General features: G+C 45.7%; 24 protein-coding genes. 14 read left to right on the top strand and 10 right to left on the bottom strand.

Annotation, left to right across the window (positions count from 1 at the left end; genetic code table 11):
- Positions 1–10: 10 nt before the first annotated feature.
- The 4 genes from B5D26_RS05225 to B5D26_RS05210 all read right to left on the bottom strand — a co-directional run bounded on the left by B5D26_RS05225 (position 11) and on the right by B5D26_RS05210 (position 4,689).
- Positions 11–805, bottom strand: a complete 795-nt coding sequence (locus tag B5D26_RS05225; RefSeq protein WP_078744669.1) for an outer membrane lipoprotein-sorting protein — start codon at positions 803–805, stop codon at positions 11–13.
- Positions 795–3,125, bottom strand: a complete 2,331-nt coding sequence (locus tag B5D26_RS05220; RefSeq protein WP_078744668.1) for an efflux RND transporter permease subunit — start codon at positions 3,123–3,125, stop codon at positions 795–797. The genes B5D26_RS05225 and B5D26_RS05220 overlap by 11 nt, the downstream gene beginning before the upstream one ends.
- 132 nt (positions 3,126–3,257) lie before the next feature.
- Positions 3,258–4,010 (bottom strand): TetR/AcrR family transcriptional regulator, encoded by a 753-nt coding sequence (locus B5D26_RS05215; protein ID WP_078744667.1) that lies wholly within the window; start codon positions 4,008–4,010, stop codon positions 3,258–3,260.
- 115 nt (positions 4,011–4,125) lie between these two features.
- Positions 4,126–4,689, bottom strand: a complete 564-nt coding sequence (locus tag B5D26_RS05210; protein ID WP_078744666.1) for a PhnA domain-containing protein — start codon at positions 4,687–4,689, stop codon at positions 4,126–4,128.
- 111 nt (positions 4,690–4,800) lie between these two features.
- Here B5D26_RS05210 and B5D26_RS05205 point away from each other — a divergent pair, with 111 nt between their 5' ends.
- Entirely contained in the window at positions 4,801–5,718 is a 918-nt protein-coding gene (locus B5D26_RS05205; protein ID WP_234985193.1) for a DMT family transporter, read from the top strand.
- 183 nt (positions 5,719–5,901) lie between these two features.
- Positions 5,902–7,632, top strand: a complete 1,731-nt coding sequence (locus tag B5D26_RS05200; protein WP_139776613.1) for a sensor histidine kinase — start codon at positions 5,902–5,904, stop codon at positions 7,630–7,632.
- Between the two features lie 71 nt (positions 7,633–7,703).
- Here B5D26_RS05200 and B5D26_RS05195 read toward each other — a convergent pair whose 3' ends face one another.
- Positions 7,704–8,231, bottom strand: a complete 528-nt coding sequence (locus tag B5D26_RS05195; protein WP_078744664.1) for a DUF2062 domain-containing protein — start codon at positions 8,229–8,231, stop codon at positions 7,704–7,706.
- Between the two features lie 98 nt (positions 8,232–8,329).
- Here B5D26_RS05195 and B5D26_RS05190 point away from each other — a divergent pair, with 98 nt between their 5' ends.
- The 7 genes from B5D26_RS05190 (at position 8,330) to kdsB (ending at position 15,642) form a co-directional block, all read left to right on the top strand.
- Positions 8,330–10,645 (top strand): DNA internalization-related competence protein ComEC/Rec2, encoded by a 2,316-nt coding sequence (locus B5D26_RS05190; RefSeq protein ID WP_078744663.1) that lies wholly within the window; start codon positions 8,330–8,332, stop codon positions 10,643–10,645.
- A gap of 151 nt (positions 10,646–10,796) precedes the next feature.
- Complete coding sequence (locus tag B5D26_RS05185; protein ID WP_078744751.1) at positions 10,797–11,375, top strand: MotA/TolQ/ExbB proton channel family protein; 579 nt, start codon at positions 10,797–10,799, stop codon at positions 11,373–11,375.
- A 15-nt stretch (positions 11,376–11,390) separates the two neighbouring features.
- On the top strand, positions 11,391–11,795 hold the full coding sequence (locus tag B5D26_RS05180; protein WP_078744662.1) for an ExbD/TolR family protein: 405 nt from the start codon (positions 11,391–11,393) through the stop codon (positions 11,793–11,795).
- Between the two features lie 26 nt (positions 11,796–11,821).
- The gene (gene msbA / locus B5D26_RS05175; RefSeq protein WP_078744750.1) at positions 11,822–13,582 is read left to right on the top strand and encodes a lipid A export permease/ATP-binding protein MsbA; all 1,761 of its coding nucleotides are present in this window, start codon (positions 11,822–11,824) and stop codon (positions 13,580–13,582) included.
- Positions 13,579–14,586: a tetraacyldisaccharide 4'-kinase gene (gene lpxK, locus B5D26_RS05170; protein ID WP_078744661.1), complete on the top strand. Its 1,008-nt coding sequence runs from the start codon at positions 13,579–13,581 to the stop codon at positions 14,584–14,586. Before msbA ends, lpxK begins: the two co-directional genes overlap by 4 nt.
- Before the next feature lie 46 nt (positions 14,587–14,632).
- Positions 14,633–14,818 carry a Trm112 family protein gene (locus tag B5D26_RS05165; RefSeq protein ID WP_078744749.1) on the top strand — a complete coding sequence of 62 codons (186 nt, stop codon included), beginning with the start codon at positions 14,633–14,635 and terminating at the stop codon, positions 14,816–14,818.
- A gap of 47 nt (positions 14,819–14,865) precedes the next feature.
- Positions 14,866–15,642, top strand: coding sequence for a 3-deoxy-manno-octulosonate cytidylyltransferase (kdsB, locus tag B5D26_RS05160; protein WP_078744660.1), 777 nt, complete (start codon positions 14,866–14,868; stop codon positions 15,640–15,642).
- 2 nt (positions 15,643–15,644) lie between these two features.
- Here the strand turns inward: kdsB and B5D26_RS05155 are convergent, their stop codons facing one another.
- The gene (locus tag B5D26_RS05155) at positions 15,645–16,061 is read right to left on the bottom strand and encodes a GNAT family N-acetyltransferase (RefSeq protein ID WP_078744659.1); all 417 of its coding nucleotides are present in this window, start codon (positions 16,059–16,061) and stop codon (positions 15,645–15,647) included.
- Between the two features lie 234 nt (positions 16,062–16,295).
- Between B5D26_RS05155 and B5D26_RS05150 the strand changes: the two genes are divergently transcribed.
- Positions 16,296–16,784 carry a tetratricopeptide repeat protein gene (locus B5D26_RS05150; protein ID WP_200810619.1) on the top strand — a complete coding sequence of 163 codons (489 nt, stop codon included), beginning with the start codon at positions 16,296–16,298 and terminating at the stop codon, positions 16,782–16,784.
- 416 nt (positions 16,785–17,200) lie between these two features.
- Complete coding sequence (tenpIN, locus tag B5D26_RS05145) at positions 17,201–17,671, top strand: type III toxin-antitoxin system TenpIN family toxin (RefSeq protein WP_078744658.1); 471 nt, start codon at positions 17,201–17,203, stop codon at positions 17,669–17,671.
- Positions 17,672–17,737: 66 nt separating this feature from the next.
- Here tenpIN and B5D26_RS05140 read toward each other — a convergent pair whose 3' ends face one another.
- The 3 genes from B5D26_RS05140 to B5D26_RS05130 all read right to left on the bottom strand — a co-directional run bounded on the left by B5D26_RS05140 (position 17,738) and on the right by B5D26_RS05130 (position 22,005).
- Positions 17,738–19,936, bottom strand: coding sequence for an OsmC domain/YcaO domain-containing protein (locus B5D26_RS05140; RefSeq protein WP_078744657.1), 2,199 nt, complete (start codon positions 19,934–19,936; stop codon positions 17,738–17,740).
- Positions 19,937–20,154: 218 nt separating this feature from the next.
- Positions 20,155–20,703, bottom strand: coding sequence for an adenine phosphoribosyltransferase (locus tag B5D26_RS05135; RefSeq protein WP_078744656.1), 549 nt, complete (start codon positions 20,701–20,703; stop codon positions 20,155–20,157).
- 12 nt (positions 20,704–20,715) lie between these two features.
- The gene (locus B5D26_RS05130; RefSeq protein ID WP_078744655.1) at positions 20,716–22,005 is read right to left on the bottom strand and encodes an NCS2 family permease; all 1,290 of its coding nucleotides are present in this window, start codon (positions 22,003–22,005) and stop codon (positions 20,716–20,718) included.
- Between the two features lie 359 nt (positions 22,006–22,364).
- Between B5D26_RS05130 and B5D26_RS05125 the strand changes: the two genes are divergently transcribed.
- From B5D26_RS05125 to B5D26_RS05115, 3 genes are read left to right on the top strand one after another with little or no spacing between them, the layout of a single operon-like run.
- On the top strand, positions 22,365–23,138 hold the full coding sequence (locus tag B5D26_RS05125; protein WP_078744654.1) for a response regulator: 774 nt from the start codon (positions 22,365–22,367) through the stop codon (positions 23,136–23,138).
- 53 nt (positions 23,139–23,191) lie between these two features.
- Positions 23,192–23,923 (top strand): TIGR01621 family pseudouridine synthase, encoded by a 732-nt coding sequence (locus B5D26_RS05120; RefSeq protein WP_234985191.1) that lies wholly within the window; start codon positions 23,192–23,194, stop codon positions 23,921–23,923.
- Between the two features lie 11 nt (positions 23,924–23,934).
- The gene (locus tag B5D26_RS05115) at positions 23,935–24,510 is read left to right on the top strand and encodes a GNAT family N-acetyltransferase (RefSeq protein ID WP_078744653.1); all 576 of its coding nucleotides are present in this window, start codon (positions 23,935–23,937) and stop codon (positions 24,508–24,510) included.
- A gap of 62 nt (positions 24,511–24,572) precedes the next feature.
- Here the strand turns inward: B5D26_RS05115 and B5D26_RS05110 are convergent, their stop codons facing one another.
- Positions 24,573–26,264, bottom strand: a complete 1,692-nt coding sequence (locus B5D26_RS05110) for a methyl-accepting chemotaxis protein (RefSeq protein WP_159445599.1) — start codon at positions 26,262–26,264, stop codon at positions 24,573–24,575.
- Positions 26,265–26,566: the final 302 nt, after the last annotated feature.

Here is a 26,566-nt window from a genome sequence, read left to right as displayed (position 1 = left end):
TGCTCCTTATTTATCGAGCACGTTTTAAGGCGTTTTTATTGAAATCGGCATCATCTAAACCTGATTTAAACTGATAACCGCTCCAGACTAGCTCTGTGCTTTTACCGTTCTGATGATTTTGCATTTTTAGTTTATCTGCCCGCCAGAATTGACCTGCATATTGCTGATAGCCTTCAAAAGATAAGGTTTTCAACAAGCTGTTTTTGCGGTCATAAAAGTCGAGCTTTTGCATACGGTATTCGCTGTTATCTACCCAGCTGATGCGACGGGTGTAACCTGATTTTTTGTCTTTTGGAAAGCTCTCTACAACCAAGCAAGTTAAATTACCGCAAGGCTCTTCTTTGATAAAGTTGTAGCTGTATTTATCAATTTCAAAAGACCCCATATCCTCATAAGAAAACTCTGACCCCATAAATGGGCCAGACTTATTACTGGATGAGATACGCTTTACACGACCCAGCGCAGGCAGATACAGCCATTGGTCATCATCTTTGTCGACATGAGAGAAGCTTAAAAATGCTGTACCTTTCACATCCTTAGGCTCATCAAAAATGGTCAGGCTTTTGTCGCCATCATTTTCTTGCTCAAGGGATTTCATGCGAATCTCTCGCACGCTCTCTTCACCTTGGGCATTGCGTAGAATCATCTGCATGCCCGCTTGCATGTCTTGCCAGCCCGTATCACGTTTATCCATTTCAATCATGATATTGCGGCCTTTCTCTTCAGCGGTTTCTGCCAAAGTAAAAGTGCTGGTGATACTCAGGCTTGTCAGCGTGATGGCCAGTAAAGGGTATTTAAGAGACATGAGCAGCTCCTTGTGCTGAATGATCAGTTGAAGTGATATTTTTCTCGTTATCTAGCTTCATCAATAAAGGTGGCAAGAATAAGAAGTCGACAATTAAAGCGATTAAAATGGTGATGGCGGTCATCAAGCCCATCTCCGCATTCACTTTGAATGTTGACTGCGCCAATACCATAAAGCCGCACACCAATACAAAGGTGGTCACCCATAATGCGCGCCCTACACTGCCAAAAGCATACTGTACAGCTTGCTCACTGGTGGCGTTACGATTACGACGGGCATAGAGGTATTTACTTAAGAAGTGAACGGTATCATCTACCACAATACCTAAGGTCATACTGGCAACAACCGACAGACCTAAGCCAATTTGGCCGACGCTTAAGCCCCAAATACCAAAGGCAACACCCGCAGGTAGCAGATTGGGTAACAAGCTGATTAAACCAAAACGTACCGAGCGCAGTGCAAAACCGAGCAGTAAAGAGATCAACAACAGCGCCACTAATGTACCGCTTACCATGCTGATAATATTACGCTGACCGATATGAGCAAACATCAACGTTGGGCTGGCCATCGTCAGTTGGTATTGTGGTGCGTGCTGTGCAAACCAAGCTGCAATGCGGTTTTCAACGTCAATCTGTTCATTGTTGGTTAGGTTTTTAAACGTACCAATGATACGGGTTGATGATTTATCAACATTCAGTTGGTTGTTCAGATCTAAGCCGTAAGGCAGCGACATCTCATATAACAGCAGATATTGCGCCGCAAGCTCTTGGCTGTCAGGCAACTTATAGTAAGACGGATCATCACCGTGCATGTTTTTGTTCAGACGCTTGATGATGTCGGTAATGGTATTCACATGCTCAGTTTCTGGCTGAGTACGTAACCAGTTGCTGAAATCTTCGACCGTTTGTAGAAACTCAGGGCTGTTGATACCACTACTCACGCCACTGTCTAAAGACAGCTCGATGGTGGCCATACCACTCAGGTTATCTTGCATAAAGTCGGTGGCTTGGCGGAACTCGACACGCTGATCAAAGTACTTAACCGAGTCATCATTCAACTCGTTACGGGGTACAAAAAGCGAGATCACAATCAATATGGCGGTCATCGCGGGCAGCAATATTCGACGATTGCGAATCACAAAGCCACTTAACGCTAACATCATGTCGGAGTCTTCTTCCTGCTTCTGTTTCACCTGTAACGGCAACAACATCAATAAGGCAGGGAATAAGGTGATGGATAATACAAAGGCGATCATCACACCCATCGCTACCATGTTACCTAGATCACGGAAGGGTGGAGAATCAGAGAAGTTCATCGCCAAGAAACCAATCGCAGTGGTCGCGCTGGTCAAAAACACGGGCTGTAGATTGATTTTCAAACTGTCTAACAAGGCTTTTCGCTTCTCTACACCATGACGCATCTCATAAAACAGCGTTGCAAGAATATGGATACAGTCGGCTACTGCCAAGGTTAAAATCACGGTAGGTGCTGCCGCAGAAGGCCCTGTAAGATAGAACCCCATCCAGCCTGCAAGCCCCATAGTAGCCGCAATGGTCGTGAGGATAATCACAACGCTTGAAATAGTACCCGTCACCGTGCGAAGCATTAAACCAATAGTAACCGCCACCACTAAGAACATCAGTGGCACTAGGGTACTACTGTCATTGATAGAAGCTTCAGCAAAGCTGGTGTTCATCATGACCACACCTGACAGCATGACATCAAGATCAGGGTGTTCCGCCACAATCTGGTCACGAATGGCGCGCACTTTACTGGCAACCGCAGGCACTTCCTCAACAGGGTTCACGCCCGGCAACTGTAAAGTCACGTTGACCACTGCAACATGAGCTGATGGCGAAATCAGGCGTTTTTGTAGCAGAGGATCTTCAACCGCAATTTTAAGGGCGGCTTGTAGTTCAGCTGCATCCATCGATTGAGGGTCAGACACCAAATCCTCTACCAATAAGTCATCTTCTTCAGCGTGGCTATATTGGTAGTTGGTAACAGAGTCGACACGGGTAGAATAGGGCACCTGCCATGATTCTGTGGTGATCTTTTGAATCGCCGCTAAATGATCAGGACTAAAAATTACCTGATCTTTAGGTGCAATCACAAAAGCTACGTTGTCACTTTTGGTATAAACCTTTTGCATCGCCTCAAAGGCTTGCAGCTGTGGGTTTTCAGGGCCAAAAAAGACACGGTAGTCACTTTTGAAGACCAGCTTTTGTGCGCCCATAGCCGCAAAGACAATCAAGGCTAACATGGCTAAAACTGTCAGTAACGGGCGGTGCAGCAGTGTTTTAAAAAATCGTTCAGACATGATCAAGATCCTCTTATTTGTCTGAGCTTCTAAATTAAGGGCATTGCATTTTTTGTTCAGTGCCCGTTAAGGTTTAATGACGAATCGTCACTAAAATAAGGTTAAAAAAGCAGCTTTAAGCTGCTTCTTAAATTAAATCATCAAGGTTCGGCCACGCTGCGCCAACAGCGCCACCTCTTCAGCAAACACCTCTTTTAAAAGACGCTCAATGCAGTGTTGAAAATCAAACACGGGACTTAAAGGTTGAAAACCGTAACCATCAAGTAGTGCATTGACGTTATTAAAATACTCTCGGTCGATTAATAAACCTTGCGAAACGGGGCAAGGGTCTAAATGAGAGTTCAATAATGCAATTGTGCCAAAGGCGATAGACCAGTTGCCAAAGGCCACTTGCTGTAAGTTCAAATGAGGAGGCAGGTGAACCTCTTGGTTTGCCTGTGCCTCGGCCATCACCTCAACCACCATACTCAGTAATTCACCATCAATACTTGTCAATCGAGCCATACGACATTCTGAAGCTTTGCACTCAATTTCAGGGGTCTTGGTATAGAGCACCGCCATCGCTTGCCCAGGAGATAACAAGGCGTATAAAAAGTAGGCCATGTGAAAAGCAACCAAGCGCTCACGGGTGCTACCATTAAAGGCTTTGGCACGAGCAAACATACCGCTAAGGGTGTTAAGTTTATAAATGCAAAGCGCGATTAGTAGGTCTTCTTTACTGCTGAAATGGTTGTAAACCGTACCTTTTGAATAAGGTACTACTGCGACCACTTTGTCGATCGTCAAACCATTGACGCCTTCTTTTTCAACTAATTGTGCAGCGGCTTGAATGATCTCAATTTCACGCGCTTCAATTTGATCGGGAGAGGCAACTCTAGGTGTCATAATGCAGCTTACTCAAAAAAGAGAAAGGATTGATGTTGAAAGGGAGTGTAGGACTATAATGACGAATCGTCAATAATAATTTTGACGATTCGTCATTATTAAATCAGCGAGCGGTTTAAGCCTTTTTCACGTACTTGGTCAAGATCACAATACGTACACCGTTAACACGACCTTCAATATGCTCAGGATTATCCGTTAAAGAGATACCACGTACTGATGTGCCACGTTTAGCCGTAAAAGTTGTACCCTTTACATCTAAGTCTTTGATCAGAGTCACCGTATCGCCTGCCGCCAATTGAGCGCCATTGCTGTCAAAAGTCGGAACACCAAAGTCTGCCGCCGCTGCGCCTGATTTGGCCCAAGCCAGCAACTCATCATCTAAGTACAGCATTTCTAGTAGATCTTGCGCCCAAGGCTCAGAGTCTAAACGGTTTAACATACGCCATGCCATCACCTGTACCACAGGTACCGCACTCCACATGCTATCAGACAGGCAACGCCAGTGGTTGTGGTCTAAATCTGCCCCTTCAATTTGCTCGCGGCAGGTTTGGCAAACTAAAACACATTTGTCAGAGTTAGAGTCAACGGGCGGTACTTCATAGACCGACAAATTCTGTTCTGCCGAACATAACTCACATTTACCACCACTACGTTCATTCAGCGCTTGTTCAATACTCATCTTTACATTCCAAATTCAAATGAGGTGCTATTATGCCTTTTTTCTAAAACAAAATGTGAATCTCTTTCCACACAAATTGTGTCTCTACTGCTACCTCCATAAGGAACTTCTATGAGGCCGTCTCAAACCACAATGTCACAATCAACCCAAGCAGATCTATTGTTAGTACTGACCACTCTGCTAGCGGGCGCGGGCTGGATATTTTCAAAAGAGGCGCTACAAGGACTCAGCCCCGTTTTGTTTTTGGGCATTCGTTTTAGCTTAGCGGCACTGGTGTTGGTTCTATTAGGGTATCAAAGCTTAAGGCGCTTAAATCAACTAGAGCTAAAACAAGCCGCCACTGTTGGCTCAGTGTTTGCCGTTGCAATGGTGTGCTGGATTCTAGGCTTACATTACGCGTCTCATGTTGGCGTAGGGGCATTTCTCACCAGTTTAGGCGTTGTGTTAGTCCCACTGGTCAGCTGGTTGTTTGGTGAGCGCCCAAGCATAACGTTATGGTTATCGCTACCTGTAGTGCTGGCGGGCTTAGCCTGTCTCTCTTTAGATAGCCATTTTAGCTTTGGTTGGGGAGAGGTTTTCTTTTTAATCGCAGCGGTGCTTTTTGCCCTGTTTTTTGTCTTAAACAGCCGCTATGCAGCCAAAATTCCAACACTACCCTTAACAGCCGTGCAGCTGGTTATTACAGGTTTGGTATCCTTTGTACTCTCATTCTTTTTAGAGGATTGGCAACTACAGCAGCCACCAATGATTTGGCTATGGGTAGTCGCCAGCGCCTTTATTGCCACCAGTATGCGTTTTTACCTGCAAACCCGTGCACAAGGTATGGCACCTGCCAGCCATACCGCCATTATCATGACTTTAGAGCCGATTTGGACGGCACTATTTGCTGCCCTATGGCTATCAGAAACCATGACACTCTTACAAATAGCAGGGTGTGCGTTAATTTTCACGGCGATGTTGGTCAACCGTTGGAAAGTGATCTGGTCTTTGCTTCACAAGCCCAAAATAGCCAAGCCTATTGGCCATTGATCGCATAGTACGCTATACACAGCTAACAACTACAGGGTATGGCACTAACGGTGACATTATGTAAGTAACTTGATCTAAGCAATGCCTTCCAGCAGATAGGGATGCAAGCGTAAAAAATAAATGCAAAATACCTCTTTCAACTAAGATTCTAAAGATACTCTTAACCTGAAAGGGGTTTTAATTTTGCACAAGCCATTGCCGAATAACCGCATGGACACCGCAACGGCAATGGACGCCCACCTAACTCCACCCAAAAGCCCACTTAAAACCATTCTGGCTCTAAGTCTTCTGCCTTGGCTGCTATTGGGGCTGTGTTGGTCTCACAGCGCTGACCCAATAATGTTAATCGTGCTTGGTGTCATGATTACTTTAATACTGCTTTATTTTCTTTGGCAACAGCAAAAATCGGTTCACCAGCGTTACTTGTTATTATTAGACAGTCATCGAGAGAAGCAGACTAATCTTAGCGCGCTGCAAGAGGCAAAAACCCGATTTAAGCGTTTATCTGAGCTGAGCCGAGAGGCTATTTTTGTGCACAGTCACGGTCAAATTATTGATGTTAATGCGGCCTGTTTCAGTTTGCTTAAAAAAACAGAAGCTGAATTATTACATAGCCCTATCCATTATTGGTTCTCAGAGCATCGACTATCAGAGTCATGTAATCACAGCTGTTTGCAAAGTATTGATATTGATGGTGGCGCATCAATTGTGGTGGAGATTCGGTCGGCAAAAACAGAATACAATGGTGTACCTGCAATGGTGACATCATTGCTAGATATTACAGAGCAAGTGCAGGCTGAAGCCGAACGCCGTAAGCTATCATTGGCAGTACATAACAGCCCCTCTGGTGTCATGATTACCAATAAAGAGGGCGTGATCGAATATGCGAACCCTAAGCTGTTGCAGATGACAGGTTATAATTTGAGCGAAGTGGTAGGGCAAAACCCACGATTGTTTAATGGTGGTGAGAAAACACAAGCTGATTACCAGAAGATGTGGAACACCTTACTCAGCGGTAATAGTTGGTATGATGAGTTCAAAAACAAGCGAAAAGACGGTAAACATTACTGGGTTATCGCCTCTATCGCCCCGATGTATGATGACCTAGGTGAGATTACCCACTTTGTATCGGTGCAAGAGGATATCACTTCAATCAAGCAAGCAAATAAAGTGATGACAGAGGCAAAAGAGCTGGCGGAAAAAGCGCTTAAAGCACGCTCAGACTTTTTGTCGAATATGAACCACGAATTGCGTACACCATTAAATGCCATTATCGGTTTCGCTCAATTATTGGAGTCTGATCATGAGGCGCCGCTCAACGAAGAGCAGCTAGAGTATACTAAGCAAATTTCAACCAGTGGTCGGCACCTGCTCAACCTGATCAATGAGGTATTAGACCTCGCGAAGATAGAGGCTAAACAATACCTACTTAATCCAACTCACTTTAATCTACTACCGTTGATAAAAGAGTCTATCAGCATGCTACAACCGATGGCGGCTGATCATACTGTTCAACTGCAACTGATACCACCTATTGGTAGCTTACCTTCCGTTTATGCTGATTTAGGCAAAGTTAAGCAAGTGTTGATTAATTTGCTCACCAACGCGATTAAATATAATCGTGCGGATGGAGAGGTTTTTGTTGAGCTATTTGCAATAGGCTCTAACCTTCTTCGGGTGCATGTAATAGATCATGGAATGGGTATTCCTGACGCACTTAAAGAAGAAGTTTTCCAGCCTTTCCATCGCCTTCATGCAGAAAATAGTGGTATAGAAGGCACGGGGATAGGCCTTGCGTTCTGCAAAAACGTAATTGAACTTATGGGTGGACAAATTGGTTTTGAAAGCCAAGAAGGCGAGGGCAGCCTATTTTGGTTTGAGCTGCCGTTGAATAGCGAAACAGAAAGTGAGTAATAGCCATGCACCTCTACAATTATTGTAGAGGTGTCGCTTACGATAAAAAATGCGCTGTACGAGCGCTAATGCTAAACCTTAGGTGGACGAGGGCGGTCGTGACGTGTTTTCCAGCTTTTATTGACATGCCAGCGCCAAAATAGGTGTACCCCGAAGTAACTGGCAACAGCCAGCACCAGACCTGTGACAACAGAACCGAAATACAGAGGCGCCCATGCATCTTGTATTAAATTACTGAGCCACTCCAGTGTTAGTTCATCGGGCATAGGCTGTGCTTCAACTCCCATCAATCCAGCCCCCACTAGATAAGTGCCATAAAATATAACGGGCATAGTAATAGGATTTGTCAGCCAAACCAGGCCGACAGAGATAGGTAGGTTGCAATGCAGTAGTACAGCACCTGCCGCAGCTAAGACCATTTGAAAAGGTACAGGTATAAACGCGAAAAAAATACCGACCATAAAAGCCCTTGCTACAGAGCGACGTGTCAGATGTAGCAAACCCGGATCTTCAAGCAACTTGCCCAAAAAGCGTAGCGACTTTTGCTCTTGCAGTTTTTTCGGATCAGGCATGTATTTCTTGATGATTCGTTTTGGCATGTTTATGGTCACTCTAAAGTAAGCGGAACATTATCCACATATCTGGTCAGCACTCTACTGCGCTTGATCAAAACATCATCCAGACAGGAGGTCAGGACATGTGGTTTATTATTGTTATTGCGATCATTTCAGGTGTCAGTGCAGGGCTTTTTGATGATGGCTGGCCGCCTGCTGAAGCATTTCTACTTCTTGTCTTGCTCTTCTACCAATTATGGCGGCAAGGGCATACTGTTGTCGCTTGGATAATTTTATCCTATCTGATCAGCAGCTTGCACCTTGCTTATCGTTTTGATCAGAGCTTACCACTTTATCTGAGTGGTCAAAGTTTAAAGCTCACTGGCGAAGTGATAGAGCTCTTGCCTAGCACGTCTAAAGTGCAGCGTTTCAGCTTACAGGTTCATAGCTGCGAGTTCACGGCCAATGCCCAACTTTGTGGCTTTAATGGTTTGGTCAGGCTTAGTTGGTATCCCTCTGCGAGTGACAGCTCAGGCTTAAGCCCTATGTCTACTGTCGGGCTTCAACAGGGGCAGTATTGGCAATTACATACAAAACTGTTCCCTATTCATGGCTTTTTAAATCAGGGGCAACAGCGTTATCGTTTATTACAGTTTGCTAAAGGCTTTTCTGCTACAGGCTATGTACGCAAAGGTGATCACCTTTTATTGGCACCGCCTTCTACCATTCAGCAATGGTTAAGCCACTGGCATAATAGCGTTAACTCTCGTTTACAACAGCTGTCATCGCATCCAGACACTGCAAGTTTATTACAGGCTTTAATTTTAGGGCGCAGCCAGCACCTTCAAACTGAACATTGGCAGCTCTTACAACGCACAGGTACGGTGCATCTAGTTGTAATTTCAGGTTTACATCTGGCATTGCTGTTGTGGATGGGCTGGCAGTTAACCGCATTAGTAGGCCGTGTTTTACCTTTAGATCATTGGCGCTGGTACAGTCTATTCAATTTGCTGCCCTTATTGTTACTGCTGCCGCTACTGATACTTTGGCCATTTGGCGTGGCAGTACAAAGAGCTTTATTTATGCTGCTGCTAATAATAACGGCGCGAATGTTGGCTTTTTATCCCTCGCCTTGGCGTGTGTTAGCCTGTGCCGCTGCAAGTTTACTACTGTTAAACCCATTTCTTTTGCTACAAGCAGGCTTTTATTACAGTTTCTTGGCGGTGTTAATCTTATTGCTACAGATTGGGCGCTCTGGTAGTTGGTTGAGATTACTACCTCTACAAATGACTCTGTTTTTAGGACTTATTGGCATACAGTCTTTTTGGCAAAACGCGCCTGATTTCAGTTCAATTTTGGCTAATGTAATCGCCATCCCACTGATCACGCTGTTCTTCTTACCTTGTACTTTGGCTGCGCTAATCTTGCCTTTTTCTTGGAGTGATGCATTCTTTAGTACTGTTCTTGACCAATTAGTGCAGCTTTTTTGGCAGTGGCTACAGTTATGTCAAAGCCTAAATTGGCCCATTTTGCAGTTAGACATGGTTTCTGGTGTTGCGCTGTTATTGGCTGCATTGGTGTTTGCTGTCCCCAAACTACCTTACCGAACCCCTTGGGTCGTAATGGTGATATTGATTGTACTGATACCTAGAGCTCAATCAACAGCGTTACAGAAAGGTCAATTCAAAGCGGAGGTTTTAGATGTAGGGCAGGGGCTTGCGGTATTCATCTCAACCCAACGGCATTTAATCCTTTATGATACTGGGCCTAGGTTTCCCTCTGGTTTTGCCCCAATAACCTTGGCATTGCAACCTCGACTGCAACAGCAGCAATTGCAACTTGATCAACTGATTATTAGCCATAGTGACAATGACCATGCAGGCGCAGCAGCACAGCTAAAAGACTACTATAAAGGCTCAATTTTGACAGGGCAGACAGAGTATTTTTCCAATTCAAAGCCCTGTGAAGAAGGGCAGAAATGGCAGTGGGATCAAGTGCAGTTTGAGCTGTTGCACCCGCCTGCTAACCTGAGTGATCTTAAGTTGAAAGATGATAATCAACACTCCTGTGTTCTAAAGGTAAGCTCTTTGCTATATCCAAAGCAAAGCTTGTTGTTGACAGGCGATATTGATCAACAGATCGAGCAACGACTGATTAGGCTTCACCCTGAAAAGCTTCAAGCGGACTGGTTGGTTGCAAGTCATCATGGTAGCGCCACAGGCAATCATCTGCTGTTTTTAAAGCAGGTGCAGCCACAGGGTATTTTATACTCGGCGGGGTATCGCAATCGCTTTGGGCACCCAAGTACAAAGGTGCAACTGACTAGTCGTTATTTAAATATTGATCAATATTTAACAGCTGATATGGGGGCTTTAACTTTAATGCCAACGGCAGAAGGAGGTTTACAGCTACAGACAGAGCTAAGTCGATTGCCTTTACGTTGGTTATGGCAGCATTAGATAAAATTTATCTCAGAATCAAACCCTTGCCTTCAATCATAGCTTTGCATTTAGCCCTGTAAAACTATGGTGTACACTAGCGAGCTAAAATCTTCAGTTGTGACAAGGGATTTAATCCGTGGCGTTATTTTTTTCTGCTGGTGGCTGGTTAATGCTGCCGATTGCACTGTGCTCAGTAGTGGCAGTTGCTATTATTCTAGAGCGCTTTTGGTCATTACGTAAAAGTCGAATTGCGCCTCAAGGTCTTCGAGAGCAGATCATCCAGCAAGCCCTATCCTCACCACTATCCTCCTCCCAGCTATTCGAGCTTGAACAAAACTCGCCACTAGGGCGCTTATTTGCAGCAGGTTTGCGTAACGCAAGTTACAGCCGCGAAGTGATGAAAGAGTCAATTGAAGAGGCTGCTACCGCTGTTATTCACCAGCTTGAGCACTTTCTAAGCTTGCTTGGCACTATTGCGGCTATTACGCCCTTGCTCGGTTTGTTAGGCACAGTTTTAGGTATGATTGACGTATTTGCCGTGATTATGGAGCAAGGCTCAGGACAGGCCAATCTATTGGCGGGCGGCATATCAAAAGCTTTAATGACCACTGCGGCGGGTTTGTCTATTGCCATTCCTGCACTACTGTTTCATCGTTTTTTTGAGCGTCGAGTTTCAGAGCTAGTGGTTGAGCTCGAACAAGAGTCGATTAAGCTCGTTGAACAGCTGCATGGACAACGGGCACGATAAGGCGGAGTTTAAAGTATGAAATTTCGCCGTAGCCAAGCTGAGCCTGTAAGCCTTAACCTGACCCCATTGATTGATGTGGTCTTTTTACTGTTGATATTCTTTATGGTATCAACCACCTTTGAGCGCACCTCTGAGCTACAGATTCAGCTGCCAGATGCACAGAATGGGGTTGCATCAGAGGCCAAAAATATCTTGCAGATCGAAATAACAGAGCAAGGCCAGATCTATCTAAATAGTGTGCAAATTAGCACTGACCTACCAAATGCCTTGCAACGCTATTTAACTGAGCATAATAAACCTGAGGCGGTCAGCGTCATCGCGGATGGTCGGGCACTTCATCTTGATGTTAGCAAAGTGCTAGACGCACTGGCTGGTACAGAGCTGAACAATATCAGCTTTCAAACCCGTGTTAAAAACTAATAACTAAGGATTCACCATTGTCTGAGTTGCCAGAAGCCAAAGCAGGTCAATCACCCACGGCTGTTTATCGTCGGCTGTTAACCTATGTGCGAACCTATATTTGGGCTTTCGCAATCAGTATATTGGGTTACATCATCTATGCAGCCTCTAGCACAGCCTTTGCGGAGCTGATGAAGTACTTGGTGGACTCGATTCAAAAGCAAGATGATAACTTGCGCATACTCTTTCCCAGCCTAATGGTTGCGGCTTTTGCTGCTAGGGGCTTTGGTAGTTTTTTAGGCATCTATTTTATGGAGATTGTCGCCCGAGGCGTGGTGCACAATCTACGCTGCAAGCTGTTTGATAAATACTTAGCCCTGCCTGTACAGTACTTTGACAGTCAGTCTTCTGGACATCTATTGTCACGCTTAACTTTTACGATTGACCAAGTGACAAATGCAGCGTCTGAAGCGATTACCGTTGTGATTCGTGAAGGTATTTTTGTATTTGGCCTACTGATATACCTCTTTTATAACAATTGGCGTTTAACTCTTATCTTTATTGCGCTGACTCCCTTGATTGGCATTGTGGTGAGTTTCGCCAGTAAACGCTTCCGTAAAATCAGCAAGCGCATTCAGCACTCTATGGGGGACGTCACCCACGTTGCATCTGAGGCGATCAGTGGCTATCGAGTGGTGCGCAGCTTTGGTGGCTCAGAGTATGAACGCAGCCGCTTTGTCGCGGCCAGCGAATACAACCGTCAGCAGTTCTTAAAAATGGCCGCAACTCGTGCTATGAGTACACCAATGGTGCAGTTTATTGTCGCCATAGCAATGGGATTGTTGGTTTGGTTGGCACTGTCGCCTGAAATTATGCAGGGTATGACCCCCGGTGAGTTTATTGCCTTTATTACAGCAGCCTCATTAATGGCGAAACCGATTCGTCAGCTAACCGAAGTTAACAACGTGATTCAACGGGGTGTAACCGCTGCGTCGGATCTATTTGAACAGTTCGATAAAGAAGATGAAGTTGACGGTGGTACTCAGCGCCTAAGTCGTGCTCAAGGCAATGTTGAGTTTAAAAATGTCTCTTTTACTTATCCAAACTCTGAAAAGCAGATTCTGAAATCGCTCTCCTTTAACGTAAAGGCTGGACAAGTTGTAGCCCTAGTCGGGCGCTCTGGTAGCGGTAAATCGACACTGATTAACCTAATTCCACGTTTTTACAGCCCTTCGGAGGGGGAGGTCAGTTTGGATGGACATAAACTTACCGATCTCACATTAGACAGCCTACGAGAGCAGATTGCCTTAGTCACACAGCAAGTCACGCTGTTTAACGATACGGTTGCTAACAATATTGCTTATGGTCAACCGAATGCTACCCGAGAACAGATCGAAGCCGCTGCACGCTCTGCTTATGCCCTTTCATTTATAGAGGAGCTACCAGAAGGTTTAGATACACTGGTGGGCGATAATGGCGTACTACTGTCTGGTGGTCAGCGCCAGCGTTTGGCAATTGCACGAGCGATCTTAAAAGATGCCCCTCTGTTGATTCTTGATGAGGCCACCTCCGCACTGGATACCGAGTCTGAGCGCTTTATTCAAAACGCCCTTGATGCGGTGATGAAAAACCGCACCACTTTTGTCATCGCACACCGTCTGTCCACTATTGAAAAAGCCGATGTCATCATGGTGATGGACAAAGGTGAGATCATCGAGGCTGGTTCTCATGCGGAGTTACTGGCTAAACAGGGGGCTTATGCGCAACTACACGCGATGCAGTTTTCTGAGGCTGAACCATCAGCATGATCAAGCGCTTAGAACAGGCTTGGTATAACCATGCTCGCTGGCCGTTGCTTTTACAGCCGTTGGAACAGTTGTATCTGAAGCTATCTGCACAAGATCAGCGCAAAAAGCAGGCGCAACAGTGGCAAGCACCTGTTCCAGTGTTAATCGTGGGTAATATCACCGTTGGTGGGACAGGCAAGTCGCCCTTGGTCGCCACCTTGGTCGACTATTTAAGATCAAAGGGTTGGAAACCGGGTATTGTCAGCCGTGGCTATGGCGGTAAAAGCTCAGAATATCCCCTTTCTGTTACCACAGCGAGCGACCCAAAAATTGCAGGGGATGAGCCTGTAATGCTGGCGCAACTGGGCTGCCCCGTAGTGGTTGACCCTAAGCGCAGTACTGCGGCTCAGTCTCTATTGGCAGAACATGATTGCGATTTGATTATCAGCGATGACGGCCTACAGCACTTGGCACTGGGGCGTGATATCGAGCTGGTAGTGATTGATGCCGCTCGTGGTTTGGGCAATGGTCACTGTTTGCCCGTAGGACCTTTAAGAGAGCCTAAAAGCCGTTTGCAACAAGTTGACTATATTTTTGCCAATGGCGCAGAACACACAAGCCAACTCGAAGGGCAAACCCTACACCCTATGCAATTAAAACCCACCCAGTGGCGACAACCTGCAAGCCAAGCGACCTATCCCATTCAACCATTGCCGTTTAATGAATCGGTGCAAGCTTTGGCGGGTATCGGCAACCCAGAGCGTTTTTTCAACACCCTGCGCCAACTGGGCTTAACTGTGACAGGCCGTCCCTACCCTGATCATTATCAATTTCAAGCACAGGACTTGGTCAGTACAGAGCCTTTGTTAATGACCGCAAAAGATGCGGTGAAATGCCAAGCTTGGCTTGGCGCACAACACTGGGTATTAGACGTTCGTGCACATATTGCCACGGAAATATTAGAGCAAATACATCTGGATTTGCTTGCGGCTCAAGCGCGAAAACAAACATCGCAGGGGTTATAATCCTGCAAATTGACTTTTTAAGAATGACGAGACCAATATCATGACACTGGATAAACAACTGCTTGCACTACTGGTTTGCCCAATCTGCCAAGGCAAATTGATCTATAAAAAAGAACAAAATGAGCTGATCTGCCGTCCAGATGGTTTGGCCTATCCTATTCGTGATGGCATTCCAGTGATGCTAGAGAATGAAGCCCGTACTTTAACCGCAGATGAACGTCTGGAAAAATAAGACCTCATCATCACCAGATTGAGCAGCGCACTGAGGAGTTTTATCTTATGGCCTTTACTGTTGTCATCCCCGCCCGCTACGCCTCATCTCGCCTGCCGGGTAAACCGCTGCTCGATATTGCGGGTAAGCCTATGCTGCAGCGTGTTTATGAACAAGCCCAGCTCAGCGAAGCCAACCGCATTATTATTGCGACCGATGACCAACGTATTGCCGATGTGGCACAGGGGTTTGGCGCGGAAGTTTGTCTAACATCCCCTGACCATCCATCTGGCACAGATCGGTTGCAAGAGGTAGCCACGCAGCTTGGCTTTTATGCCGATGACATCATTGTCAACGTGCAAGGCGACGAGCCACTGATTCCACCACGCTTAATCAACCAAGTGGCTCATAACTTGGCAGCTGATCCCGCCGCAGGCATCTCCACCTTATGCGAGCAGATCAGCGACCTACAGGCTGTACACAACCCCAATGTAGTCAAGGTGGTGACCGATGCAAAGGGCTATGCCCTGTACTTTTCCCGCGCCACCATTTCATGGGCGCGTGATAGCTTTGCAGACAATCTCAACCAACTACCGCCTTTTCCGCTATACCGCCACATTGGTTTGTATGGCTATCGTGTCAAAATGCTCAATGACTTTGTACGCTGGGCACCTGCGCCTATCGAGCAAGCTGAGCAACTCGAACAGCTACGCGCCCTGTGGAATGGAGTCAAAATTCACGTTGCAGAGGCAGATTTGGAGCACCCTGCTGGCGTGGATACTCAAGCGGACTTAGACCGAGTGCGCCGCATTGTAGAGGCGGAACAGCTGGACCAACGTGCATAAGGCTACAAGGTTTTAACCATATAGTAGCGCGCACCAGTTTTGGGGTAGTGGTCTTGTGACCACTGCACCTGATACCCCTGTTTCTCATAAAAAGGCTTCGCCTGAAAATTTAGAGTGTCCAACAGGCACCACTTACAGCCCCGTTTACGCGCCGCCTCTTCAACCGCCGTCAGCAGTTGGCTACCGATGTTTTGCCCCCGTAATGCTTCAGACACCCACAGTGTATTCAGCATTAACCAATTACCAAAAGTTCGGCCTGCGGCTCCAGCAATAATATGACCCGCTTCATCTTTAAGCTGCGCGGCAATCGGTAAGCGCTCGCTCACTTCCCAATTGGCCCAATTGAATTCCGCTATTTTCTCATCTAAAAAAGCGGTTAATTGAGGTGCTGCTTGCTCTAGTATTTCTATTTTATTCATGGTATACGCTCTAAAATGCAGGGTAAAGCGAGTATATCCGCCGGAAATCTCTTGGGCACCCAGAGATGCAAATCGAATTGATGTAACACAGATATCCCATTTTTTAACCTCTTATCTTTACACCTTTTGACGGTGTAGGCTCCTCCCAAAGCGCTGTTTCAAGCTCAAAGCACGATATCTATGATATGAGGTATTAATCATAGATAAAGAAACCAACCCAAGGAGGGAACTCTCATGCGAATGAAAACAACGTTTTTAGCGATGCTGTGTGTAACCGTGCTGCCGCTTTCTAGCCCCATACAGGCGGAGAGCACCAGTGAGCTGAGTTATGAAAACTATATTCACTCTGATAAACGAATTAAGTGTTTATACGGTTACGCTGCGGATAAAACAGGCGATCATGCTGCGGCCATTGCCATTTTTGAAGACTGCATTAAACGCTGGGAAGATGTGTATTCTATGATTTGGCTGGCACAGATTTACGAGTCTGGCGTCGGCGTTGAAAAAAATCTGGCTTACTCGACTGCGCTCATGAAGCGAGGCGCGTACACTCAGGATGCTGCAGGCTACGCCTCTATTGCACGCTATCATTACGGGGTTGCGCTTTATGAAGGTATTGGCACCACACAAGATCGTACCGAAGCGGTAAAATGGCTACGCCAAGCTGCATCAGAGCAAGTGATCGAGGCCGAGCAGTACTTAAAAAGTAAGGGGATTGACTAGACGTCGATCACTCAAGCCTAAGTATGAAGCTCTACAGTTCAGTTCTCAGGCTATAGTGTGCAGATAAGATAATGCCTTGATATTAATACCGTGACTATAATAGCCTTTGTACTATGGCAGCTTAGCACCTTGATTCTTAAGATATAAATTAATGAGGCCCCTGTTCTTTGTTAGGGTAATAGTCCCCTTACGTATTAGCCTTGAGGTTGCAATCTCAAGATGAGTTGCGCATACTAGAAATGTAGCCAGTGGCGGTAGGAGCACCCCACGTAAAAAACTGAAGCATCCAAACAGAATTGGCTTTTAGCCAGTGGCGGTAGGAGCACCCCACGTAAAAAACTGAAGCATCCAAACAGAATTGGCTACCGAAAAGCCCACGCCAAGCGTGGGCTTTTTCGTTTTGTTTAGGAGACGCAATGGATCTGAGAAAGCTAGACAAATCATTCTATCCTGCTAACACTCATTTAAAGCAGGCTCTCGACTTAATAGATGGTCAGTGGATACCGAATAAGACCAGAGGACACGGTATTGTCGTTATATCCATAAGAAACTTAACTTTTGGCATCCCTTTAAGATCAAATATACAACATAAATCATCATACCCAACACAGGGACGACATGGGCTTCCGCACAAAGGTTTGGATTACTCAAAAGCTTTGTTGGTATTAGATTCAAGCTATATCTCAAATGAAATCTTTCGCATACCTAATAGCGAAAGGTCAAAACTCAAAGACAAACAACATTATATCACTCAGAAGTTTTCGCAATACGTTGAAAGATACGTGGATGCTGTTAATAAAGAGGATAAAAACATATTAAATTCAGAGGGCTATAGATTCTCTACGCTTCAAAACTATCATAAGGAGCTTGGTATAAACTTAAAATAGCAAGTTAGGTGGCTGAAGTGGCCCCCAATAGTTGGACTATTCAACCTTGGGGGCCATTTTTACTGCCTATTGGCTTTGTTTAAGCGCCCAAGCCTTAGCCCGCGCTTGATGCAGTTTTTGATAGCTGCCAATCAGTCTTAGGTGTTTATCAAGCCCTTCTAACTTAGCGTTAGTTGGTGTTAGGCCATAGAATTTAACACTACGGTTTACCGAACCCAGTACGTTTTGCATGGTGTGCTCGCCAAACATTCTGGTGAGGTTGACGATAAAGTCGTCTATTGCCATCTCGTCATCTAGGGTAATTTCAAGTACCGCATGTAAAGCTTGGTAGAACAAACCGCGTTCAACGGTATTGGTGTTGTATTGCAGATATTGTTCGACTAAGCCTATCGACTCTTCATGCTCGCCTAGAGCTAGGCAGATTAGTAGTTTCAGTTCGAGAATATTCAGCTGTCCCCAAGGGGTGTTTTCGTCAAACTCTACGCCAATTAAGGTGCGAATATCCATATAGTCATCAAGCTGGCTTTCTTCTAGGCGTTCGTACAGCTGCATCAGGGCATTGTTGCTGAGGCTGTGCAGGTTGAGAATATCGGTACGGTAATCTAAGGCTTTGTTGGTGTTATCCCAGATCAGGTCTTCAGCCAGATAAACCTCTGAATAATCAGGGACTAAAATTCGGCAAGCGGTTGCGCCAAGGTCATCAAAGATAGCAACGTAGGACTCTTTACCTAGGTCTTCTAAAATGCCAAACAGGCTGGCACACTCTTCCTCGTTGGTGCCTGAAAAATCCCACTGGCAAAACTCATAATCATGTTTGGCACTGAAAAAGCGCCAAGAGATCACCCCTGTTGAGTCGATAAAGTGCTCAACGTAGTTTTCAGGCTCGGTCAGGGCGAGGCTGTTGAAGGTGGGTTTGGGTAGGTCATTTAAACCTTCAAAACTACGGCCTTGTAGTAGTTCGGTTACGCAGCGCTCCAGCGCCACTTCAAAGCTAGGGTGTGCGCCAAATGAAGCCAGTACGCCACCTGTTTTAGGATTCATCAGGGCGACACATGCCACAGGGAACTGTCCACCTAGTGAGGCATCTTTCACCACAACAGGGTAGCCTTGTTCTTCTAGGGCTTTAATGCTTTCAACCAATTGCGGGTATTGTTGTAGTACAGCCTCTGGTACATCGGGCAGAGCAATTTCTTCTTCGATGATCTGCTTTTTAACAGCTCGTTCAAAAATTTCTGACAAACACTGCACTTGGGCTTCGTGAATATTATTCCCCGCACTCATGCCGTTGCTTAAAAATAGGTTCTCAATCAGGTTGGACGGAAAATACACCGTTTCCCCATCTGACTGGCGCACGTAAGGAATAGCACAAATACCGCGTTCGGTGTTACCTGAGTTAGTGTCAATTAGGTGGGAGGCGCGCAGATCACCCTCAGCATTGTAAATGCTCAAACAGTAGTCATCTAAAAGTCCTTCTGGCAGTGCATTTCTTGGCCCTGCCTTAAACCATTTTTCAAAGGGATAATGCACAAACTCACTGTTGGCAATCTCCTCCCCAAAGTATTGGTCGTTATAGAAGAAGTTGCAGTTTAAGCGCTCAATAAACTCACCTAATGCCGAACAAAGCGCGCTTTCTTTTGTGGCACCTTTACCGTTGGTAAAGCACATTGGAGAGGCAGCATCACGAATATGTAACGACCAAGTGTTAGGGACAATACTGCGCCATGAAGCGATCTCAATCTTCATGCCCAGATCTGCTAACAGCCCCGTCATGTTTTGAATGGTTTGCTCAAGAGGCAGGTCTTTACCCAAGATATAAGTACTATGTTGAGCGTCGCCAGTGGTCATCAACATCGCTTGTGCATCTTCGTCGAGATTTTCAACGGTTTCGATCACAAACTCTGGCCCCGTTTGCACCACTTTTTTCACGGTGCAACGTTCGATAGAGCGCAGAATACCTTGGCGGTCTTTCTCTGAAAGGCTTTCAGGTAGCTCCACCTGAATTTTAAAGATTTGGTTGTAGCGATCTTCTGGATCAACAATGTTGTTTTGCGACAGACGAATATTGTCGGTTGGAATGTCGCGGGATACGCAATACACCTTCACAAAATAGGCTGCACAGAGCGCAGACGAGGCTAAAAAGTAATCAAACGGACTAGGTGCGGAGCCGTCCCCTTTGTAGCGAATAGGTTGATCAGTGACCACCGTAAAATCATCAAACTTGGCTTCAAGTCTTAGGTTGTCAAGAAAGTTAACTTTAATTTCCATTAAATTGTTCCGAATATAAGTCAGAGATAGGGTAAGTCGCAGCGTGATGGCTTTAAATAAATGATAAAGGCTGCATGGTTAGGCAAACGGATAAGTGGAAGTTTACCAATCTTCGTACTCGCTTAACGAGATAAACTTGCGTCAATGAATTAGGCTCTAATTTTCTACAAACAAAAAAGGCTACCTGTTCGGCAGCCTTCTAAGTACGTTATTTAAGCTTAGGCACCATCAAACTGGCAGATCGAGTAAACCTCAATGCCTTGTGCTTTCAGCTTGGCAGAACCCCCTAGATCGGGTAAGTCGATAATCGCTGCGGCTTCAACCACATCAGCCCCTAGGCGCTGAATCAGTTTCGCAGCTGCCAGCATCGTGCCACCTGTGGCGATCAAGTCATCAATCAACAGCACCCTTTGGCCTTTGCTTAGGGCGTCAGTGTGTAGCTCAACGGTTGCCGATCCATACTCCAGCTCATAGCTTTCTTCAACCGTATCAAAAGGCAGCTTGCCCTTTTTACGCACAGGAATAAAGCTGGTGTTCAGCTCATAAGCGATGGGCGCGCCCAAGATAAAGCCACGCGCATCTACGCCTGCCACTGCATCAATACCATGATCATAATAGCGCTGCACAAAGGCATCGATCAGATAACGAAAGGCTTTTTTGTCTTTAAACAAAGTGGTGACATCACGGAACATCACCCCTTGCTCAGGCCAATCGGGTACGGTGCGAATAACGGAACGAATGTACTCGCTGTAATAACGATCTGGCATACCTAATCAACCTTACAAAAAGACAAATTTTACAACGAATAAACCAGCTAACAGCAATACGCTTGGAGACGCATCTTTAGCACGGCCTGATAGCAGCTTAATGGCCGCATAAGTGATAAAACCAAAACCAATACCGTTGGCAATGGAGAAGGTCATCGGCATCGCAATTGCGGCAACAAACACAGGTGCAGCTTCAGTTAGATCACTCCAATCAACCTGAGCCAAGCCGCTGGTCATTAACACGGCAACGTAGAACAGCGCACCTGCTGTTGCATAAGCCGGAATAGAAGCCGCCAGAGGCGAGAAAAACAGTGCCAAAAGGAAAAGCACGCCCGCAACAACCGCAGTTAAACCTGTGCGACCACCTGCCGAGATACCCGCTGTACTTTCGATATAACTGGTCGTGGTTGAAGTACCTAATGCTGCACCTGCCATAGTCGCGGAACTATCCGCCAGCAGCGCACGGCCTAAACGTGGTAAACGGTTGTCTTTGTCGAGCAGTTTACCTTGCTGAGCAACCGCCACTAAAGTACCGGAGGTGTCAAACAGATCAACAAATAGGAAAGCAAAAATGATGCTCAGCATGCCCACTTCAAGTGCGCCGGCAAGATCCATCTGCATAAAAGTAGGCGCAAGACTTGGAGGCGCTGAAACCACGCCCTGAAGCTCATTAATCCCCAGAATCAGTGACAAAGCGGTCACAACTAAAATACCGATCATCACTGAGCCTAACACTTGGCGATAAGACAGCGACACAATAATAAAGAAGCCTAAAATCGCCAGTAGAGCAGAAGGGCTAGACAGATCCCCTAAAGTAACCAGTGTTGCAGGGCTATCCACCACAATACCTGCACTCTTTAACGCAATCAGCGCTAAAAATAGGCCGATACCTGCGGCGATCCCAAGACGTAACGACAGTGGAATGCTGTTGATAATCCACTCTCGAATACTGAACAGACTTAATGCAGTAAAGATAAGGCCAGAGAAGAACACAGCACCCAAGGCCGATTGCCAGCTATACCCCAGCTCCAGAACCACCGTAAAAGTGAAAAAGGCGTTTAAGCCCATGCCCGGTGCTAGCGCGATTGGGTAGTTCGCCCATAACCCCATTACCAAACAGCCTATTGCCGCAGCCAAACAGGTGGCTACAAACACTGCGCCATAATCCATGCCCGCCATCTTCAAAATTGAGGGGTTGACGAAGATAATATAAGCCATGGTTAAGAAGGTTGTGACACCCGCCACAATCTCCGTTTTTACGTTGGTATTATGCTCTTTGAGCTTGAACAGTTTTTCCAGCATGGGATTACCCTAGCAGAGTCCAAAAACGACAAAACCTAGAAATCGAATATTTCTAGGTTTTACGGAACAGATACAGTGAGTGCTGTATTTGGCTGGCAATATTAGCCAAAAGTTGCAGAAAAATCGAGTCGCGGTGAGCAAGTACTCTAATTTTTTATTGCGATGCATCAATAGAAAAAAACAATAATGCCAGTGTGTAGGCTTAGGTTGATTACCAATATATGACTATTTATAGCGACTGCTCTTTGTGAACCATGATAAAACAACGGTTGAAATCAAAGCGCTTGTTACCAGTGTCTGATTTCAGCTGGTCAGAGTGAAACTATCAAAATAACAACAGATAAGGCAGCTTAAGCATTATGGCTGATCACAGAATATATCGAATAGTGATTGCGGAGGACGATCATCGTATTGCTGAGATTCAACAGCGTTTTATTGAAAAGATTCCTGGCTTTCAAGTGGAGGCTATTGCGCTAACGCTTGCTGATGCCAAAGAGCTGGTGAATATTCTACAGCCAGATTTGTTACTGTTGGATATTCACTTTCCTGAGGGCACTGGCCTTGAATTATTGGCAGAGTTACGTGGTCAACATCAAGACACTGATGTTATTTTAATTACCGCAGCCAAAGAGGCCAGCACCTTACAGGCCGCGTTGCGTGGTGGTGTTTTTGACTACATATTAAAGCCCTTGATCTTTGATCGCTTACAGGCCGCGTTACAAAATTATAGCCGCCATCGTGAGCAGCTTAATCAGCTGCTACAGCAAGCCAATACGCTGGCACAACAAGATGTTGATCAGCTATTGCCACGTAATGAAGGTAGTGAGCGTGGGCAAGTGCTCGATGGAAAATCGGTTGTTGCGACAGAGAAAGAAACAGAAACTGAGCAGAGTAATCCTAAAAAGCTTTTACCTAAGGGGATTGATGCTCTGACTTTGGATAAAATCCGTCAGGTCTTCAACGGTGCTCAGACTAAGACCTTAAGTGCTGAAGAGGTTGGTGAAGTTGTCGGTGCCAGCCGCACAACAGCACGACGCTATTTAGAGTATCTGGTTTCTGAGGGAGAGTTAGTTGCTGATGTCAGCTATGGCTCTGTAGGGCGGCCTGAGCGTCGTTATAGTGCTATCCCTTAACTACTAATGACAATCCATACTATTGCGTCTAGTCCTGACATAGAGGTCCTGTTTTGAATTTTGTACAAACCTCCGTTGTTGCTTCACAGCAGCTTGATCAAGGTTTTAGCTTAGTGGCTGAAACTGAAGATTTTGTTTTAATCAATAAAGCCCCCAATATTGACGTGCATCGTGATGGCGATATTCCCGGTATTTGTGAACGTGTTTGCTCAGCCCTGAAGTTACCTGAGCTGTTTTTGGTACATCGCTTAGATAAAGTGACCTCAGGATTGTTGCTGCTGGCAAAAAATACAGAAGCTAATCAACAGCTATCAGCGCTGTTCCGTGACAAACAGATTCAGAAGTATTATCTGGCCTTATCTGATAAAAAGCCGAAAAAGAAACAGGGCTGGATTAAAGGTGATATGGAGCGCTCGCGTAGAGGCAGCTGGAAGCTTCTCAATAGTCAGCAGAACCCCGCAATAACGCAGTTTTTTACCGCATCGGTGGGTAATGGCTTACGTTTGTTTTTACTTAAACCTCGCACGGGAAAAACCCATCAACTACGCGTTGCGATGAAAAGCTTAGGCGCACCAATCTGTGGTGATGAGTTGTATGACGAGGCCAGCCGTGCAAGTCAGCATGAGCGTACTTATCTGCACGCTTTTGCGCTGAGTTTTGAGTTAAAAAAACAGCATTACCAATATTGCTGTCCGCCTACTTTAGGTGCACTATTTTTAGCCGAAGCTACTCGGCAACAGTGGCTGCTGTGGCAACAACCTGAGTTATTGGCTTGGCCCAATTAAAAGGACTTGATATGGGCGTACTATTTTCCTCTGAATCTTCTGAACCCACCGATTCCCTACAAAAAGTGATCGTTAGAGAGCTAACACCCAGAGATGCCGACGGCTTTAGAATGTTACGCTTAAATTGTATTAAGCATGACCCCTACAGTTTCAGCGTTTGTTTGGAAGAGGAGCGTTGCATCACACATGGGCAAATTTATTCGATGCTTGTGCGCTTTTGTCATTGCTCAGCCTCTAAGATTTGGGGCGCATTTATAGGTGAGCAACTTATCGGGATGATTGGCTTAGAAACCCTGCTGGGGAATGTGCGGCAACATCGCGGTATTGTCACCAGCTTATGTGTCTTACCAGAGTATAGAGGTAGTGGTATAGGCAGGGTTTTAGTTGAGGTTTTAATAGAGCATGTCCGCAACAATACATCGTTACGCACGCTAGTTTTAGAGGTGAGTGCGACGTCTACAGCAGCGATTCGTCTTTATGAAGAGCAGGGCTTTATGCATAACGGCATTGAGTATGATGCACTTTGTTATGATGGGGTTTATGTGAATTTATATCGTATGAATTTGGATCTGACTAGAGATGCTTAGGGATATAGATTAAGCCGAAGGTTAGAGGCCGCTGCCCCTAACCTTCAACACCTTGTTTTTTTCTAATATTTAAACTTAGCCACTAACGCGCGTAACTCGTGAGCCAGTTGAGTAAGCTGCTCACTGTTGTGCGCCATCTGCTCAGAGGCATGGGCCGATTCATCTGACATCTCATTGATCGCCATAATGTTCTGTTCAATCTCATGCGCCACTGCACTTTGCTCCTCACTAGCACTAGCAATTTGATCATTCATCGCTGTGATTTGACCAATCGCACTGGCAATCGCATTCAGCGCATCATTGGCCGACTCTGCTTGTACAACGGTTTTTTCTGCATGGGTACAGCTTTGGCTCATCAACTTAACAGAATCCAAAGTACCAGCTTGTAGCTCACTAATAACTTTCTGAATCTCTTGTGTCGCCTCTTGGGTGCGGCTGGCAAGATTGCGTACCTCATCGGCGACCACTGCAAAGCCTCTACCCTGTTCACCTGCCCGCGCCGCTTCAATGGCAGCATTCAGTGCGAGTAAGTTGGTCTGCTCGGCAATAGAACCAATCACGTTGACCATACCCGTGATGTTTTCTGACTCTTCCTCTAGGCGACGTATTGATCCCATCGCGCTGTTGATATTATCAGACAGTACTTCAATATCCTGACGAGTCGTGTCCACCACCTTGTGACCATCACGGGCAACACCGTTTGCCGTTTGCGCCGCCGCAGCCGCCTCAACAGCATTTCTTGCAACATCAGAAACGGTCGCTGCCATCTCATTAATGGCGGTGGCCGCTTGATTGGTTTCTGCGGCTTGGCGCTCTAAACGATCATTATTGCTGATTGCAATGGCGGTCATCGCTTCAGAGGTTTGATTTAACGCCTGACTGGTACGCGCCATCTGCTGCACCATCTCACGAATATGGCCAGTGAAGCGATTGAAAGAGCGAGATAACTGCGTAATCTCATCATTGCCAGATTCGTCAAGACGAGCCGTTAAGTCGCCATCACCGTGAGCAATTTCATTCATGGCGCGGTTGAGTTTATCCATGCGACGCTGAATAACACGGGTGTAAATCACCCATAAACCAATCAGCATGAACAATAACATCACGATGACTAAGCCCGTAATCTTCATGCTAGTCGCACGACCTGCGGCCAGTTGATCGGTAATATCTGTTGATACTTCCAACACACCGCGCACATCGCCCATTTTCCAATCATTTTTAGGGGTTTGCGGATGTTTGTTGTGACAACTCACGCAGGCTTCAGCCACCATTTTGTCGGCTATTGCCACACGCACAATGGTTCGACCATTGCTTTCAAACTGCTCCGATATGGTTTGATCTGGACTACGCACGAGCTGATCCCAAGCATTTTGCTCAAATGAATCTAACTTGCGGGAAGCACGATTAGGGAATGGATAGGCGCTATACAACTTAATGGACAAGCCTTGGCTTTCCATTAAAGCACTCAAGTCATGAATCATGGTAGCGGGCAGAGGTACTTTGTTAGGGTTGTCTTTGTGGTTGCTGTCTGGGCGTAAGTTTTCCGTGCCCAGCACCTTTTTAATGACATTTTCAGTGTAATACTTACGCAAAGTTTTAAATTCAGAGACAGTTCCCTGAGAGTTCTCAATCACCGCATCGACAACGGTTTTATGCAACTGTGATGGAATAAATAGTGCAAGAACCAAACTGATCAATGCAATCAGAGCCACTATAGGCACTGCCATTTTTCCAAATAGACCTAGATTATTCATAGCAAGCAGGTTCCTTATTACGCCAGTCATTCAAACTTTAGAGTAGTTGATCTGTAACCACTCAGGCGGAAAGTTTTAATTGAAAGATTAAACTATGATGTTATTAAGATGAATTTTACAGTCTGCTTTAAGTCAGAGCCATTTAAATCACAATAAAAACAAGTATGTTACCTTGGTTATTGGTCGTATACGGTCATCAATTGGTGTCGTTTTAGCCCAGATAGCCGTAGCTGTCTTTTTGCACTGCTCTAATGCTTGCTGTAGAATCTTCCCCCCTTCGGTTTAACCCCGCCAAAGCTGTT

The organism is Oceanospirillum multiglobuliferum, from assembly GCF_900167095.1.
GTDB classification, from domain to species: domain Bacteria; phylum Pseudomonadota; class Gammaproteobacteria; order Pseudomonadales; family Halomonadaceae; genus Oceanospirillum; species Oceanospirillum multiglobuliferum.
This window is presented reverse-complemented; position numbering and strand designations above follow the sequence as displayed.

What these genes read in the sequence shown, in the direction of transcription:
- B5D26_RS05225 (WP_078744669.1), bottom strand. Translation starts at nt 805, where the DNA reads ATGTCTCTTAAATACCCTTTACTGGCCATCACGCTGACAAGCCTGAGT.
- B5D26_RS05220 (WP_078744668.1), bottom strand. Translation starts at nt 3,125, where the DNA reads ATGTCTGAACGATTTTTTAAAACACTGCTGCACCGCCCGTTACTGACA.
- B5D26_RS05215 (WP_078744667.1), bottom strand. Translation starts at nt 4,010, where the DNA reads ATGACACCTAGAGTTGCCTCTCCCGATCAAATTGAAGCGCGTGAAATT.
- B5D26_RS05210 (WP_078744666.1), bottom strand. Translation starts at nt 4,689, where the DNA reads ATGAGTATTGAACAAGCGCTGAATGAACGTAGTGGTGGTAAATGTGAG.
- B5D26_RS05205 (WP_234985193.1), top strand. Translation starts at nt 4,801, where the DNA reads ATGAGGCCGTCTCAAACCACAATGTCACAATCAACCCAAGCAGATCTA.
- B5D26_RS05195 (WP_078744664.1), bottom strand. Translation starts at nt 8,231, where the DNA reads ATGCCAAAACGAATCATCAAGAAATACATGCCTGATCCGAAAAAACTG.
- B5D26_RS05190 (WP_078744663.1), top strand. Translation starts at nt 8,330, where the DNA reads ATGTGGTTTATTATTGTTATTGCGATCATTTCAGGTGTCAGTGCAGGG.
- B5D26_RS05185 (WP_078744751.1), top strand. Translation starts at nt 10,797, where the DNA reads ATGCTGCCGATTGCACTGTGCTCAGTAGTGGCAGTTGCTATTATTCTA.
- B5D26_RS05180 (WP_078744662.1), top strand. Translation starts at nt 11,391, where the DNA reads ATGAAATTTCGCCGTAGCCAAGCTGAGCCTGTAAGCCTTAACCTGACC.
- lpxK (WP_078744661.1), top strand. Translation starts at nt 13,579, where the DNA reads ATGATCAAGCGCTTAGAACAGGCTTGGTATAACCATGCTCGCTGGCCG.
- kdsB (WP_078744660.1), top strand. Translation starts at nt 14,866, where the DNA reads ATGGCCTTTACTGTTGTCATCCCCGCCCGCTACGCCTCATCTCGCCTG.
- B5D26_RS05155 (WP_078744659.1), bottom strand. Translation starts at nt 16,061, where the DNA reads ATGAATAAAATAGAAATACTAGAGCAAGCAGCACCTCAATTAACCGCT.
- B5D26_RS05150 (WP_200810619.1), top strand. Translation starts at nt 16,296, where the DNA reads ATGCGAATGAAAACAACGTTTTTAGCGATGCTGTGTGTAACCGTGCTG.
- tenpIN (WP_078744658.1), top strand. Translation starts at nt 17,201, where the DNA reads ATGGATCTGAGAAAGCTAGACAAATCATTCTATCCTGCTAACACTCAT.
- B5D26_RS05140 (WP_078744657.1), bottom strand. Translation starts at nt 19,936, where the DNA reads ATGGAAATTAAAGTTAACTTTCTTGACAACCTAAGACTTGAAGCCAAG.
- B5D26_RS05135 (WP_078744656.1), bottom strand. Translation starts at nt 20,703, where the DNA reads ATGCCAGATCGTTATTACAGCGAGTACATTCGTTCCGTTATTCGCACC.
- B5D26_RS05130 (WP_078744655.1), bottom strand. Translation starts at nt 22,005, where the DNA reads ATGCTGGAAAAACTGTTCAAGCTCAAAGAGCATAATACCAACGTAAAA.
- B5D26_RS05125 (WP_078744654.1), top strand. Translation starts at nt 22,365, where the DNA reads ATGGCTGATCACAGAATATATCGAATAGTGATTGCGGAGGACGATCAT.
- B5D26_RS05115 (WP_078744653.1), top strand. Translation starts at nt 23,935, where the DNA reads ATGGGCGTACTATTTTCCTCTGAATCTTCTGAACCCACCGATTCCCTA.
- B5D26_RS05110 (WP_159445599.1), bottom strand. Translation starts at nt 26,264, where the DNA reads ATGAATAATCTAGGTCTATTTGGAAAAATGGCAGTGCCTATAGTGGCT.